The sequence below is a fragment of the Embleya hyalina genome (genome assembly GCF_003967355.1).
Lineage (GTDB): Bacteria > Actinomycetota > Actinomycetes > Streptomycetales > Streptomycetaceae > Embleya > Embleya hyalina.
In genome coordinates, this window is sequence record NZ_BIFH01000013.1 from 205,125 (window position 1) to 219,579 (window position 14,455).

Sequence of the window (14,455 nt, forward strand, 5' to 3'; positions counted from 1 at the left end):
GTCGCCCGGGGCCTACCGGTCGGCCCGGGACAGGTGCACCTTCGCGTCGTCGTACGAGGCGTCGCCAGCCGCCGCGGCCGGGCCGTACACGAGGTGGAGCACGCCGGACCCGAACGCCTTCGACGAGATCAGCCGCAACGGGATCGACCCCTCGCCCTCGGTGAACAGCCGCATGCCGGTGCGCACCGCGATCGGGTGCACGAACAGGTTCAGCTCGTCCAGCAGCCCGGCGTCCAGCAGCAGGCGCACGATCGAGACCGAGCCGCTGATCGAGATGTCCGCGCCCGGCTCGGCCTTGAGCGCGGTGACGGCGGTCACGACATCACCGCGCAACCGCTCGGAGTTGCGCCAGGTGAAGGTCGGCTCGCCGCGCGACACCACGATCTTGCGCGCGTCGCCGATCGCCTTCCCGAAGGCGGCGTCGTCGCCACCGGCCGCCTCCCGCTCCGGCCACGCGCCGGCGAAGCTGTCGTACGTCTTGCGACCCAGCAGGAGGGTGTCGGACGTCTCCAGCAGCGCACCAACGGCCGCACCCATCTCGTCGTCGAAGTAGGGGAAGTGCCACTGGTCGGGCGCCTCCACGACCCCGTCGAGGGAGATGAACAGGCCGGCGGTGATCTTCCTCATGATGTGCTCCAGAGTGCTGCGGTCGGTGCGGTGTCGCTGTCATGGAGGTAGACGACCACCGCCCGCGAAACTCATCGCCGAGGGTGGGACCGATGGGAAACCGGGTTCGACGGGTGTCCCGGCCGGGCCGCGAGGCTGCCGGACTCGTGCGCCGGCAGGCCGCGCGGACGGCCGCCCGGGTCGGGACGGCCGTCCGGGGGTTCAGCGGGTGGGCGGGGCGAATTCCGGCTGGTCGAGCACGCGCAGCCAGCTGCCGTCGGGTTGACGCCGCACCACCTGGGCGCGGGCGCCGGAGCCGTCCTTCGGCGGGGTCGAGGTGAGCGCGATGTCGCCGTTGATCAGCGTCGGCAGCGGTTCCTCGGGCTCGAAACGGGGACGGTTGGCCAGCACCCCGGCCCACAGCTCGCGGATGGCCTCCCGGCCCACGGTCGTGCTGCCCGGCGGGTAGGCCAGTACGGCGTCCTCCGCGTAGAGCGCGGCGACCCCGGCGGCGTCGCCGGCGTTGGACCGCTCCACGAACAGGCGGGTGATGTCCTCGGGGCGCATGGCCTTCTCGTACTCGGACATGGTCTTTGTTCCTTTCCTCGTGGTGTGGCGGCCTTTCGTCGATTCCATCCTGCGCCCTCGCCCTCCAGAAATCCAACAGATGGATTTGCTGGCTCCCAGAAGTATTGGTCATGGCAAGCGGGTGGATGCGGACGTCGGTCCGGTACTGCCGCGCAGCCTGCATGTGACCCATACACCCCGGACCGGGTACTGCGGATCCGGTACTCCGGTACTCGTCCCCCGGAAGGACGCCCGGGCGCCGCACCCGTTCATAGGGTCGCCGTAGTGTGCGCGGCCCTCGGGTCGCGGTGCGTGGTGTGCGTGGTGTGTCCGGAACGGGGCCGAGAAAGTGGCGAGTGTGCGTGACCGAGCGAAATCGCTGTGGTGTGAGGTGTGGCGCGACCTGGTGTGCCTCCGCACCCCGAACCGGGGGCCGGTCGTCGCCGCGCGGACGGCGCGGGTGAGCCCGAGCCGGGCGGACGTACTCGACGCCCACGGCGCGGAGTTGCGCCGCATCGAACGTGACCTGCACGACGGCGCGCAGGCCGGTCTCGTCGCGGTGGCCATGCGGCTCGGTGTCGCCCGGGACCTCCTCGGCGCCCAACACCCGGTCGTCGCCGAGCTGTTGCGCGAGGCCCTGGAGGGCGCGGAGGAGGTGATGACGGAGCTGCGCGACGTCGTCCGCGCCGGCTACCCGCCGATCCTGGCCGACCGCGGGCTTGCCGGAGCCGTCGACGCCGTGGCCGCCCGGACCGGGGTCACCACCGACGTCCGGCTGGGCGAACTCGGCCGACTGCCCGCCGCCGTCGAGGCCGCCGCCTACTTCGTCGTGGCGGAGACGCTCGCCAACACCACCAAGTACAGCCGGGCACGTCGCGCCCGCGTCGGCCTGACCCGCCGCGACGGCACCCTGGTGGTCGAGGTCGCGGACGACGGAGTCGGTGGCGCGGACGAGCGCAACGGCACCGGCATCGTCGGCATCCGGCGCCGGGTGGCCGCGCTGGACGGCCGGGTGGCGATCACCAGTCCGATCGGCGGGCCCACCGTCGTCACCGTGGAGTTGCCGTGCGCGTCGTGATCGCCGAGGACAACGCGCTGCTGTCGGCGGGCCTCGAACTCATCCTCTCCGCCCGGGACATCGGCGTCGACGCGGTGGTCACCGACGGCCCCGGCCTGATCGCCGCGGTGGGCGCACACGTGCCGGACCTGGTCGTCACGGATGTCCGGTTGCCGCCGACGTTTCGCGACGAGGGGCTTCGCGCCGCACTGGAACTGCGCCGCGTTCGCCCCGGCCTGCCGATCCTGGTCCTGTCGCAGTACGTCGAGCACGTCTACGCCCGGGAGTTGTTGTCCGACGGCGCGGGCGGCGTCGGCTACCTGCTCAAGGACCGCGTGGGTCGGATGGACGAATTCGTGGACAGCCTGCGGCGGGTCGTGGCCGGCGAGACCGTGATGGATCCGGAGGTCCTGTCGCGACTGATGACGGCCGCCGCCGGCGGCCCCCTGGACCCGCTCAGCCCCCGAGAGCACGAAGTGCTCGCGCTGATGGCGCGCGGCCTGGGCAACGGCGAGATCGCCGAGATCCTGTTCGTCACCGCCAACGCGGTACACAAACACGTCGGCAACATCTTCGGCAAACTCGGCCTGCCCGCGTCCGACGCCGGTCATCGCCGCGTCCAGGCGGTGCTCACGTACCTCCGCGACGGCCGCTGACGGCCGTCCGCCGTCGGGGCCGGGGTCGCTGTCGGCTTCGATCGGTACAGTCCCGGGCCGGGAGCGCGGACGTCGAGGAGGAGCGCATGGCATACGGCGTCGACCCGGACCGGGACACCTCGGCGCGGCGGCGGGCCCATCGTGCCGTGCTCGACCACCTCCTCGGGCTCGTCGCGGCCGCGCCGTGGAGTGATTGTGTGATGCTGCGCGGGAGCATGGCCATGGCCGCCTGGATGGGGGAGCGGGCGCGGGAGCCGGCGGATCTGGACTTCGTGGTGCCGCCGGCGCCGACCGTCCACATCGATCCGTCGGCGCCATACCCCTACCTCGACGCCGTCGCGGCCGTGCAGCAGTGGCCGGAGGCGGCCGGCGGGGCGGCCGGATACGAGATGTGGGCCGACGGGGAGCGGGAGTTCGAGACGCGGGGCGTTCGGGTGATCGCGCCGCCCGAGGGTCTTCGCTGGGATACGGACCCGGATCCGGTGGGGTCGATCCCGGCATACGAGGACCTGATCCAATGGATCGGGAAGCAGCCGGAGCCGGCGCCGGGCCTGGTCCTGGACGCGAACGGCGCGCGTCGGGACGGCGGTTGGGACTACGCGTACGACGGGCAGGGCGGGGGCGGCATGCGCATCCTGATTCCGTGGGAGGCGGAGGGACTGCCGCCGGGCGAGGCGCGGCTCGACTTCGCCTTCGACGAGAAGCTTCACCAACCCCCGGTGTGGACCCGGATACCGCGCGCCGACGGCGGGCCGGCGCCGGTGGTGCGTACCGCGAGCCGGGAGTTGTCCCTGGCCTGGAAGCTGGTATGGCTGCACGTCGACGGTGCCGGGGACAGTCGGCCCCGGAGCAAGGATCTCTACGACGCGGTCCTGCTGGCCGAGGACGAACGCACCCGGCTCACCCCGGCGCTGCTGCGTCGGGTCGGCAGCGGTTTCATCCGGGGCGTGCCCGAGCACGGTTTCGACCCGGACGCGGTTCCCGTCGAGGAGGCGGACTGGTCCGCCCTCCTCGCGGACCTTCCCGGCGCACACGGCACCGCCCGGGAATGGCTCGGCCGGCTGGACGCGGCGCTGGCGCCGGTGTTCGCGGCGCGGGGAAAACCGATCGCCCGCGGGCGGCGGCTCGCGTAGGGTGCCCCGGTCGTCGAACCGGGAAGGCGGGCCGCGGACGTGGCGCCGAGGAATGTGACACGGGAACAACTGGCGGGAGCGGTACGGGCCGCGCTGGGCGGCGGTCGGCGGTTGGCGGGGGTCGAGCGGCTCACCGGCGGCACCCGGAAGGGGGTGTACCGGTTGACGATGGACGACGCGACATCGGCGATCGCCTATCTGTGGGAAGACTCCGAGAACTACTGGCCGGCGCACGAGGGCGACGACGACGTGGCCGATCCGTTCTCGCCGGGTGTCGGGCTCGATCTGTTCGAGGCGGCGCACGCCCGGCTCGCCACGCTCGGGCTGCGGGTGCCGGAGATCCACCTGGTCGACCGCGACCGGGCGCACCATCCGGCCGACCTCGCCATCGTGGAGGACTTCCCCGGCGAGGACCTGATGACCCGGTTCGAGCGCGACCCGCGGGCGGTGGAGCCGACGATGGCGCGGCTCGTGGAGGCACTGGCGGCGATGCGGGCGCATCGGGCGCCGACGTACGGCAAGGTGGCGCTGATCGACGGGGGCGGTACGGCGCGGGGCACCTCCTGCGAGGGCGTCGTGCTCGACTTCGCGTTGCGCAACCTCGCCGAGGCGGCCGGGCGCGACCCGAGGATCGCCGCCGCCCGCGACCGACTGGACGAGCGGCTGCACGAACTCGCCTCGGCGGTACGGCCGCGCGCCGAATACTCGGTGATCCACGGCGAACTGGGCCTGGACCACGTCCTGGTGGACCGGGACGGCAATCCGGTGCTGATCGACATCGAGGACCTGATGTACTTCGACGTCGAGTGGGAGCACGTGTTCCTGCGCATCCGCCTCCACGACCACTACCGGCGGGTGGCGGCGGACGACCTCGACGAGGACCGACTCGCCCTCTACATGCTCGCCCAACGGTTGTCCCTGACCGCCGGCCCGCTGCGCCTGCTCGACGGCGACTTTCCCGACCGGAAGTTCATGCGGGACATCGCCGAACACAACCTGAACGAGGCCCTGCTGCTGATCGCCCCCGCGTAGCGGTCGACGCCGTCGACCCCGGTGGCCGTGGGCCGGGTCGGGGTGTCCGACCCGGCCCGTCGGGCATATCGAGGGTCACGGTCGGCGCCGCGGGCGGGCCCGTCCGCGGTGATGTCGTCGCGAAAGGTGGTCGATATGAAGCTGTACACGCGTGGTGGGGATCGGGGCGAGACGGGGATCTGGGGCGAGCGACGGATCGGGAAGGACTCGGTGCGCATCGAGACGATCGGAAGCGTCGACGAGTGCAACGCGATGATCGGCCTCGCCTTGGCCGCGGGTCTGCCGGAGCGGGCGGTGTCCGTGTTGCGGGGCGTGCAGAAAACGTTGTTCGTCGTGGGCGGTGAACTCATGGCACCGAGCCGGGTGGGGTCCGGGGCGGAGTTGCCCCGGCCGACCGGCGGGGAGATTCGGGAACTCGAGGACAGGATCGACGAACTGGACGCGGCGACACCGCCGTTGACGAACTTCATCCTCCCGGGCGGAAGCCTGGCCGCCGCGCACCTGCACGTGGCGCGGGCGGTCTGCCGCCGGGCCGAGCGCGGTGCGGTGGCGCTGAATCGGCAGGAGCCGGTCGGGGAGTTCGTACTGGCCTACCTCAATCGGCTCGCGGACCTGCTGTTCGCGTTGGCGCGCTCGGTGAACCACGAGGCGGGCGTCCCCGAGGAGTTGTGGGCGCCCAGGGGTTGATCGCGGGCCCGGCGGCCGAGCGTGGGGCCGATCGGCGCGACGGAGGCGATTTCGATCACGATCGGCCCGAGCCGGGGTCGTCCGAGGGCTCCGGCCCGTCGGCACCGCAGCTCGCGCGCGGGCCGCCCGCCCGGTGCGGGAACCACCAGTTGGCCCGCCCCATCAGGGTCACCAGCGCCGGTGCGAGCACCCCTCGGACGATCGTCGCGTCCACCACGATGCCGACCGCGAGGGCGGTGGCCAGGATCCTGACGTCGGTGACCGGGACGGTGGACAACGCGACGAAGGCCAGGAACAGGATCAGCGCGGCCGAGGTGACCAGCCTGCCGGTGCGGCCGATGCCGATCACGACGGCCTCCTCGGTGGTGTCCCGTACCCCTCGGGCGGCGAGGTCGAGGTGCGCCTCGCGGATCCGGGTCAGGATGAACACCTCGTAGTCCATGGACAATCCGAACAGGAACGCGAACACCGCCATCGGCACCCACACGGTGATCGCCCCCGTGGCCGGGGTGTCGAAGAGCAGTTCGCTGCCGTAGCCCTTCTGCCAGATCAGTACGACCGCGCCGTAGGCGGCGGCCACCGACACGGTGTTCAGCACCAGGGCCTTGACCGGCAGCCAGATCGAGCGCAACGACCGCATCAGCACGAGGAACGTGAGCACCGCGATCGCCGCCAGGACCAGCGGCAACGAGCCGTAGACGGCGTCCGCGAAGTCGCGATCCTGGGCCGGGCCGCCACCCGCGTGCGCCCCTGGCGTGTCGCGCGCCGCGGCCAGGACCCGGCCCACCGCGTCACGTCCCGCGTCGCCGGCGGGGTCATCGGCCGTCCACACGTCCACGACGCGCAGGCCCCCGCCGTCCCACCCGGCGGGGGCGATCGCACCGGCCACGCCGGGCTCGGCCGCCAACCGCCGGGCCAGCGCCCGCGCGTCGCCGTCGGTCGCCACCTCGATCGGCTGGGCGATACCCGTGCCGAAGCCGGCGCCGTCGATCGCGGCGAACACCCGCGCGGCCTCGCCGCCGCGGCCGAGCGCCGTCACCTGGGGCTGCCCCACCCGCATCGTCAGCGCGGGTGCGGCCAGGGCGAGCAGCAGCGCGCCGCCGATTACGGCGGCCGGGACCGGCCGCCGCGTGGTGGCCCGGGCGATCGCCGACCACGCCCGGCCGTCCGGACGCCGGGTCCGGCGCGGTACGTCCAGCCGGGCACCGCACACGTACAGCAGCACCGGCAGCAGGGTCAGCGTGACCGCGACACTCACCAGCGGCATCAGCAGGCCCGCGTAGCCGACGCTGCGCAGGAACGGTACGGGCAGCACGACCAGCGCGGCCAGGGACAGTGCGACGGTCGCGCCGCTGAGCAGGACCGCGCGGCCGGCGGTGGTCGCGGCGCGCACGATCGCCTCGACGCGCCCGTTCGGATCGGGCCCGTCCGCGCGGTCGCGCTCCTCGCGCCATCGGGTCACCACGAGCAGCGCGTAGTCGATCGCGATGCCCAGGCCGATCAGGGCGACCAGGTACTGCACGATGAACGACACGTCGGTGACCCGGGTGAGGCCGCCGACGAGCAGGAACGTCGTGGGGATGGCGATCGCGGCGGTCAGGAGCGGGATCACGGCCAGGCCGCCGGCGAAGGTCAGGCCGAGGACGACCAACGCGCCCAGCGCGCCGAGCAGGGTCTCGGCGATCGGGCCGCGCGCGGCGCCGCTGTCGCGTCCGGTGAGCAGCGGCCGGCCGGTGACCCGTACGGGCGCGCCGGCGATCTCGACCCCGGCCACCGCCGCCCGCACCCGGGCCGGCGCGTCGCCGTACGCCTTCGGGCCCTCGCCGCCGGGCGGGTAGACCAGGGCCACCGTGCCGCGCCCGTCGGCCGAGATCAGCGCCGGGTCGCCGGTGGTCGCGAACGACGCGTACCGGCCGCCGGGCGGGGTGGCGCGCCGCACGGCCGCGTCGAACGCGTCGCGCACCTCGGCCTCGTCGGCGCGGCGGCCCGCCGGGACGGTCACCTCGACGAGCAGCGGGGCGTTGCGGCCGCCGGTGCCGCCGAAGCGCTCCCGGATGAGGTCGTTGGCCTGTTGCCCGGGCCGGCCGGGCAACTCCGAGCCCTGGCTCAGCCGATCGACGGTGTCGCCGACGGTGGCGACACCCGCCGCGGCGAGCACCAACCAGACCAGGATCACCAGGCGCCGGTGTCCGAGGACCCAACGCGTCATCGTCTCCACGACGGACGTCCCCCGTTTCGAATGGATAGGCACGCTACTTATGCGGCGGGAGTCTATACATAACGTCGCTACCTATCGGCAGGGGCATGTAGTCTCGCTACGCATCGCCGGTGTAGCCTGCCGACCCATGAAGGCCGAAGTGCTCAAAGGACATCTCGAAGGCATGCTCCTGGCGGTGTTGGAGTCCGGCGAGCAACACGGCTACGCGATCGTCGAGGAGCTCAAGTCCCGCAGCGGCGGGCACATCACGCTGCCGACGGGCACCGTCTATCCGGCGCTGCACCGGCTGGAGACGGCCGGTCTGATCGCCGGACGGTGGTCGGTGCACGGCGGGCGGCGCCGGCGCAGCTACACGCTGACCCGGGCGGGAAACCGGGCGCTGAGCGAACAGCGCTCGTCCTGGCGGGAGTTCGCCGACGTCGTGTCCGGAGTGCTGGGGGTCGAGCCCGCGTGAGGCCCACTCCCACGCCCGACGGTGGGCCCGAACCCGAGCGGGACGCGGCGCGTGCGCCCGTGCACGCCGCCCCGCCCGACGTCGCGTCCGACGTCGTGCACGCCGCCCCGCCCGGCGTCGCGTCCGACGTCGTGCACGCCGCCCCGCCCGACGTCGTGATCGACGACTACCTGCGCCACCTCGCCGCCCGGTTGACCGGCACCCGGGCCCGGCGTCGGGCGATCCTCGACGAGGCGCTCGACGGACTGCTCGCGGCGGCCGAGGCACACCTGGACGACTGCGGCGACCCGGAGGAGGCCGGTCGCCGCGCCGTGGCCGAGTGGGGGTCGCCGGCCACCGTGGCCGAGGCATACAACGCCGCCACCGGCCGACGCCGGGCGCGACGACAGGTCCTGACCGCCCTCGGGGCACTGCCGGCGCTGGCGGGCGTATGGTCCACCGCCATGCTGGCCGGTCCGACCGGTCCCTGGGAGCGGCGACCGCCCCTCCTCGACGCGGGCCTGGGGCTGCTCGCCTTCGGGACCGTCCTGGCCGCGGCCTCGGCGCTGTCCGGGCTGCGCGCGGCGACCGGCCCCCGGGCCGCCCTGCCGGGCGCGGCCCCGCCGCTGCGCGAGGCGGCCACCGCCACGTTCGGCGTACTCCTCGTCCTGGCCACCCTGCTCATGCTGGTCGTCAACCGCGGCGTGACCGCCCCCGCCTCGCTCGCCTGGCCGCTGGTCGCACCGGCCGCCGCGCTGAATCTCGCCCTCGCCGCACACCTGGCCGGCACCTGGCGCCGACTGCGCGCGCACCGCCCCGCGCGTACCCGCCGGCCCTGACGGACGCGCCGCCGTCACTCGTTGGCGTCACACCGCTCGCCCGGAGCGGCCCCGGCGCGTTTCCTGAGGTGGGGGCGCCATGCCGCCCTCGCCCCCGGGCCGCCCAGGCGATCGGGGGCACCCGTTCGGGCGAACCGCGCCGGCCGCACGCGTGGATCGTATGTGCCTCGATGCGGTCCCGAAGGGCTTGCGATGACGCCGAAAGCCGAAGTCCGTACCCGCGAGAACCCGCCGCCCACGCCCCGGGAGCGGGCCGAGCGCGGCAGGGCGGCGCGGGCGAAGGCGTCGCGGTCGAGCCACGCCGAGTTCGCGCCGACCCGGCGACCCGATCCGATCGACCTGATCGAGCGGCAATCGGCGTCGCGGGTACCGGAGTTGGTGCCGATTCGGTACGGGCGCATGGCCGAGTCGCCGTTCCGGTTCTATCGGGGTGCCGCCGCGATCATGGCGAGCGACCTTGCCGGCACCCCGAGTTCGGGGCTGCGGGTCCAGCTGTGCGGCGACGCGCACATGCTCAACTTCCGGCTGCTGGCCTCGCCCGAACGGCTGCTGCTGTTCGACCTCAACGACTTCGACGAGACGTTGCCCGGGCCGTGGGAGTGGGACGTGAAGCGGCTGGCCACGAGTCTGGTCATCGCGGGGCGCGAGAACGGCTACACGGACGCCGAACGCGCCGACGTGGTCCTCGCGACCGTACGGTCCTACCGCGAGGCGATGCGCCGCTTCGCGGGCATGCGCAACCTCGACGTCTGGTACGCCAAGGCCGACGCGGATCGGGTCCGGGCGCTGGCGTCCGGGCGGTTGCACAAGCGTGGCCGGCGGCAACTGTCCAAGGCCATGGGCAAGGCGCGCGCCCGGGACAGCCTCCAGGCCTTCGCGAAGCTCACCCGCATGGTCGACGGCGAGCCGAGGATCGTCTCCTCGCCGCCGCTGGTCACCCCGATCGCCGAACTCCTCCCGGACGCTGAACGCGCCGCGCTCGCCGGGCGGATCGGCGACCTGATCGACCGGTATCGGCAAACGCTCCGCTCCGAACTGCGCCACCTGCTCGGCCAGTACACCGTGGTGGACATGGCCCGCAAGGTCGTCGGCGTCGGCAGCGTCGGCACCCGCTGCTGGATCGTGCTCCTGCTCGGCCGCGATCTCGACGACCCGCTGATCCTCCAGGCCAAGGAGGCCGACGAGTCGGTCCTGGCCGCGCACGTCGGCCCCGCCGAGACGGCCACCCAGGGCGAACGTGTCGTCGCGGGCCAGCGCCTGATGCAGGCCGCCGGCGACATGCTCCTGGGCTGGGAGCGGGTGGACGGCATCGACGGGCGGCAACGCGACTTCTACGTCCGCCAACTTCGCGACTGGAAGGGCATCGCCGAACCGTCCCTGATGGTGCCGCGCGGGATGCGCGCGTTCGGCGAACTGTGCGGTGCCACCCTGGCCCGCGCGCACGCCCGCTCCGGGGACCGCATCGCCGTCGCCGCCTACCTGGGCGGCCGGGACACCTTCGACCGCGCGGTGACCGCCTTCGCGGAAACCTACGCCGACCGGAACGAACGCGACCACGCCGCGCTCCTCGAGGCGGTGCGGTCCGGCCGGGTCACCGCCGAGGACGCGTAGCCCGGAAGGGGGTGGGCCACCGGGCGTCGGCCCCGTGACCCACCACCCGCCCCTACCGGCTCAGCGCTTGCGCTTGAACTCGTACACCGTCGCGCGCGCGGCGCAGTCGCGCGGCGGGATCATCTCGACGCGCAGCACACCGGTGTGCCGGTCGTAGTCGTTGCCCTCGGTCTCGAAGTCGACGGCCGTGCCGGGGCAGGCGCTGAGCTGGGGAAGCGCGCCGAGCGAGGTCACGTGTCCGGTAACGGTGCGACCGTTGAGCGCCTTCTTCAGTTCGATCTGCAACAGCGGCTTGGCCTCGGGGAACAACTTCCGGTCGGAGTCGTCCGACGCGCACAGCAGCCGCTTCGCGTCCAGGAACGTACAGCCCTGGATGTCCTTGACCGGACGGTCCAGTTCGATGGTGCCCGCGAGCGCGAGGTCGCCGCCGGTGCGCGCCGTGGCGGGGTTGAGCAGCGGGGTGGGGAAGACGAGCAGGCGGTTCATCGTGTCCCACTCGCCGGAGACCATCCAGCGGCTGTCGGGGGAGATCGCGGCGAACGAGTTGTTCATCGCCTCGCCGGCCGCCAGCGGGTGCACGTACTCGTAGGCCGCGCCCGACGGCGTGGTCACCCGGAACATCTTCGCCGTCGCGTCGCCGCCGCCCTGGTACGCGTCGAAAAGGTGGCCGCGTGAGGAGTCCGGGTCGCCGATGTGCGACCAGCCGCGCTCGCGCACCGGCGCGGGGATCGAGGTGTTGCCGGTGTAGTACAGGTACGGCTTGGCGCCGTGCGGGCGCACGTTGGCCAGTCCCTGGGCCTGCGACGCGGCGTCGATCTCGTACCGCCCGATCGGCTGCCACCCCTTGATCTCGGACGGGAACGCCGGCTTCGCCCGCGCCGCCTGCTCGTCGGACACCTCCGCCGCGTGCGCCGTGCCGGTGAGCCCGACCGTCGCACACAGCGCGACGCAGGCCGCCCCGGCCGCCACGCCGCGTACCGCCGACCGCAAACCTCGGACCATCGACCTCATGTGCACCGAACTCCTCTGCCGTGCCAGTGCCGTACCGACAGGTCCGGCCGCGAAGACCCTCGCGCAACGCGATGGCTGCCAGGCACCGCGTACCTGAACACCGGCGAACCAATGCCCCACGTTCCGGAATCTTGGCGTCCGTATCTCGGCGGGCACCCATCGCGGGTGCTCGACGGGGGGAAATCGGGGTCGGGGTTCGTGGGGTGGATCGGGGGGCAACCGGGGGGTGGGTGTGCTTCCTGGCTGGAGGTGGTGTCGATGACGGACGGGTCCGGTGGGACGTGGCCGATGATTCCGGCGGCGGTCGAGAGGACCTATGGGGCGGACGATCTCGGGGCGACGGGGTTGTTCGGCGGTGGGTTCATCAACTTCGGCTACTGGCAGGGGATCGATCTCGATCGGGCGCTCACCGAGGAGGATCGCATCGCCAGCCAGCGGGCGCTGTATCGGCACGTGCTGGACGGGTTGGCGCCGGGCGAGGGGCTGCGGGTCCTGGAGGTGGGCTGCGGGCTGGGGGCCGGGGGCGCGGTGGCGCTGGCGGAGTACGGCTTCGCCCGGGTCACCGGCATGGACATCCATCCGGAGCAGTTGCGGCGGGCCGAACGGGCCGACGCCGAGTCGTCGGCCCGCCGGCCCGGGGGGTTGCGGTTCGTGCGCGGGGCGGCCGAGGACATGCCGTTCGGCGACGGCGAATTCGACTGCCTGTACAGCGTCGAGGCCGCCCAGCACTTCCGTGACCTCGGGGCGTTCGCCCGCGAGGCCGCGCGGGTGTTGCGGCCCGGAGGACGCATGATCGTGGCCACCTTCCTCGTGCCCGACGCCGATCCGGTCCGGGCGCGGCGGCCGGCCGAGTTGCTGCACACGTTCGCCGAGGAACTGGACGTTCCGCACACCGTCCCGGAGTTGACCGACGCCCTCGAACGAGCCGGGCTCGGCGAGATCCGGGTCGACTCGATCGGGGAGTCGGTCTGGCCCGGGTGGGACCGCTGGCTGGACCGCACCTGGGCGCCCGGCACCTGGCCGCACAACTTCCTCCTGGCCTACCGCGAGGGCACCCTCGACTACTTCACCGTCTCCGCCCGCCGCCCCGAGGGCGGGGGCACCGGCTAGGGATTCCGGCCGCCGAGCAGTCGTACCGCGCGGTCGAACGCGGAGTCGCGGTCGGCGGCGAATTCCGCGTCCGTGAAGACCGGGGTGCGGAAGTCGACCGGCAGGCCCACACCTTCGAAGCTTCGGCCGGTCGGGGAGACGTAGCGTTCGTTGGAGAGGGTGAACGTCCAGCCGTTGGGGAGCGTGCGGCCGAACATGTCGGAGAAGATGCCCTGCGTGTTGTCGCCGACGAAGGTGGTGGGCCCCGGACGTTCGCGCAGGGCCAGGAGGAAGGTCTCGCCGGCACTCACCGTGGCGGGGCCGGTCAGGACCGCGACGGGGCCGGTGTAGCGCGGCGCGCCGGCGGCGGGCTCGATCCGGAACGGCTGGGGCCGGGTGAAGCGGGTGGGGTCGTGCGGGTCGTCGCGGGCGCTCTTGACGTAGGCGGGGTGGGCCCGGTCGGTCAGTCGGGCGGCGACGCGTCGGCCGAGGTCGTCCAGGCCGCCGAGGTTGACGCGGACGTCGATGATCAGGCCGTGCCAGGCGTCGGGACCGGAGGCGTTCCCGGCGGTGACGATCGCGTCGAGGGCGCGGTCGAGTTCGGCCGCCTCGACCGCGAACGGGGCCTGGTCGCCGGTGTAGCCGACGAACCGGTTGATCCGCAGATAGCCGATCCGGCCGGGGAGTTCGGCATAGCCGATCGCGCCCGCGGCGTAGGTTCGCAACGGCGTGCCGCCGAGGTCGCGGCGCTCGACGAAGGCCCGGATCCGGTCCTCGTACGCCTGGTCCAACTCGGGTGTCCCGGGGCGCGCCACCCGCCAGAAGCGGTCCAGGGCCGGGGCCCGCAGGGAGGTGTGGCCGTCGCGCAGCGGTTCGGCCATCGTGGTGAGGATCTCGAAGAGGCGATCGTCGGTGGTGTCCGGGCGCACCATCGGCCGATACTTCTCCCGGGCCGCCGCCCAGTCGACGCCGCGCTCGGCGAAGAAGGCGTAGTTCTCCCGGAACGTCTGCCAGAACACGTCGAAGACGGCCCGCGGGTCGGCGGGCGCGGGCCGCAGGCAGCCGGCCGGCAGGGTGCGGACGCGCCGCAACTCGCGGCGGCCCAGGGTGCCTTCGACGGTCAGGGAGGCTCGATCGGGGCGCCCGGGGAGCCGGCGTACGGTGATCGGGAAGTAGCTGTCGGGGGCGTCGCGGGCCCGGAACCGCGCGGAGCCGTCCGGTCCCGGGGCCTGCTCCCGGTACGCGGGGGTGCCGGGCACGCACCCGATGTCGGTCGTCTCGTACGGCCGCAACACGCCGCCGTCGATCGTGAGGACCGTCCCGTAGCCGTCGGAGCGCCAGACTCCGTCCGGGGCGCGCTCCGAGGCGGGCGCCGGCTCCGCGCCGACGGCCACGCCCGCGGAACCGAGCAGAGCCAGGAAAACCGTGCCCACCAGGGCGAGGCGATACCGGCCGCGGCGAACGCGGCCCACGTGTCGTGTGGTCATGCACACCACGTTTCCAGGCCCGACGAACC

Annotated in this window: 14 protein-coding genes; 9 read left to right on the forward strand and 5 right to left on the reverse strand. The window is 73.3% G+C overall.

Annotated features, from left to right (window positions below; translation table 11 throughout):
* Positions 1–12: 12 nt before the first annotated feature.
* The gene (locus EMA17_RS00970) at positions 13–627 is read right to left on the reverse strand and encodes a dihydrofolate reductase family protein (RefSeq protein WP_174861281.1); all 615 of its coding nucleotides are present in this window, start codon (positions 625–627) and stop codon (positions 13–15) included.
* A gap of 201 nt (positions 628–828) precedes the next feature.
* Positions 829–1,194 (reverse strand): YybH family protein, encoded by a 366-nt coding sequence (locus EMA17_RS00975; protein ID WP_126634912.1) that lies wholly within the window; start codon positions 1,192–1,194, stop codon positions 829–831.
* A gap of 337 nt (positions 1,195–1,531) precedes the next feature.
* Here EMA17_RS00975 and EMA17_RS00980 point away from each other — a divergent pair, with 337 nt between their 5' ends.
* The 5 genes from EMA17_RS00980 (at position 1,532) to EMA17_RS01000 (ending at position 5,738) form a co-directional block, all read left to right on the forward strand.
* A complete protein-coding gene (locus tag EMA17_RS00980) occupies positions 1,532–2,251 on the forward strand; it encodes a sensor histidine kinase (RefSeq protein WP_218042575.1) in 720 nt (239 codons plus the stop codon).
* Complete coding sequence (locus tag EMA17_RS00985) at positions 2,239–2,886, forward strand: response regulator transcription factor (RefSeq protein ID WP_126634914.1); 648 nt, start codon at positions 2,239–2,241, stop codon at positions 2,884–2,886. The genes EMA17_RS00980 and EMA17_RS00985 overlap by 13 nt, the downstream gene beginning before the upstream one ends.
* A gap of 86 nt (positions 2,887–2,972) precedes the next feature.
* A complete protein-coding gene (locus tag EMA17_RS00990; RefSeq protein ID WP_126634915.1) occupies positions 2,973–4,019 on the forward strand; it encodes a nucleotidyl transferase AbiEii/AbiGii toxin family protein in 1,047 nt (348 codons plus the stop codon).
* 54 nt (positions 4,020–4,073) lie between these two features.
* Positions 4,074–5,051: a phosphotransferase family protein gene (locus tag EMA17_RS00995; RefSeq protein ID WP_126634916.1), complete on the forward strand. Its 978-nt coding sequence runs from the start codon at positions 4,074–4,076 to the stop codon at positions 5,049–5,051.
* A gap of 135 nt (positions 5,052–5,186) precedes the next feature.
* Complete coding sequence (locus tag EMA17_RS01000) at positions 5,187–5,738, forward strand: cob(I)yrinic acid a,c-diamide adenosyltransferase (RefSeq protein WP_126634917.1); 552 nt, start codon at positions 5,187–5,189, stop codon at positions 5,736–5,738.
* A 55-nt stretch (positions 5,739–5,793) separates the two neighbouring features.
* Here the strand turns inward: EMA17_RS01000 and EMA17_RS01005 are convergent, their stop codons facing one another.
* Positions 5,794–7,947, reverse strand: coding sequence for an MMPL family transporter (locus EMA17_RS01005; protein WP_218042577.1), 2,154 nt, complete (start codon positions 7,945–7,947; stop codon positions 5,794–5,796).
* Between the two features lie 136 nt (positions 7,948–8,083).
* Here EMA17_RS01005 and EMA17_RS01010 point away from each other — a divergent pair, with 136 nt between their 5' ends.
* The 3 genes from EMA17_RS01010 to EMA17_RS01020 all read left to right on the forward strand — a co-directional run bounded on the left by EMA17_RS01010 (position 8,084) and on the right by EMA17_RS01020 (position 10,839).
* A complete protein-coding gene (locus tag EMA17_RS01010) occupies positions 8,084–8,410 on the forward strand; it encodes a PadR family transcriptional regulator (RefSeq protein ID WP_126634919.1) in 327 nt (108 codons plus the stop codon).
* Positions 8,407–9,228 (forward strand): hypothetical protein, encoded by an 822-nt coding sequence (locus EMA17_RS01015; protein WP_126634920.1) that lies wholly within the window; start codon positions 8,407–8,409, stop codon positions 9,226–9,228. The genes EMA17_RS01010 and EMA17_RS01015 overlap by 4 nt, the downstream gene beginning before the upstream one ends.
* A gap of 192 nt (positions 9,229–9,420) precedes the next feature.
* Positions 9,421–10,839 carry a DUF2252 domain-containing protein gene (locus EMA17_RS01020; RefSeq protein WP_126634921.1) on the forward strand — a complete coding sequence of 473 codons (1,419 nt, stop codon included), beginning with the start codon at positions 9,421–9,423 and terminating at the stop codon, positions 10,837–10,839.
* A gap of 60 nt (positions 10,840–10,899) precedes the next feature.
* Here the strand turns inward: EMA17_RS01020 and EMA17_RS01025 are convergent, their stop codons facing one another.
* Positions 10,900–11,850 carry a hypothetical protein gene (locus tag EMA17_RS01025; protein WP_126634922.1) on the reverse strand — a complete coding sequence of 317 codons (951 nt, stop codon included), beginning with the start codon at positions 11,848–11,850 and terminating at the stop codon, positions 10,900–10,902.
* 258 nt (positions 11,851–12,108) lie between these two features.
* On the opposite strand from EMA17_RS01025, the gene EMA17_RS01030 reads away from it, so the two are divergent.
* Positions 12,109–12,960, forward strand: coding sequence for a class I SAM-dependent methyltransferase (locus EMA17_RS01030; protein ID WP_126634923.1), 852 nt, complete (start codon positions 12,109–12,111; stop codon positions 12,958–12,960).
* Here the strand turns inward: EMA17_RS01030 and EMA17_RS01035 are convergent.
* Positions 12,957–14,426 (reverse strand): S41 family peptidase, encoded by a 1,470-nt coding sequence (locus EMA17_RS01035; RefSeq protein ID WP_126634924.1) that lies wholly within the window; start codon positions 14,424–14,426, stop codon positions 12,957–12,959. The genes EMA17_RS01030 and EMA17_RS01035 overlap by 4 nt on opposite strands.
* Positions 14,427–14,455: the final 29 nt, after the last annotated feature.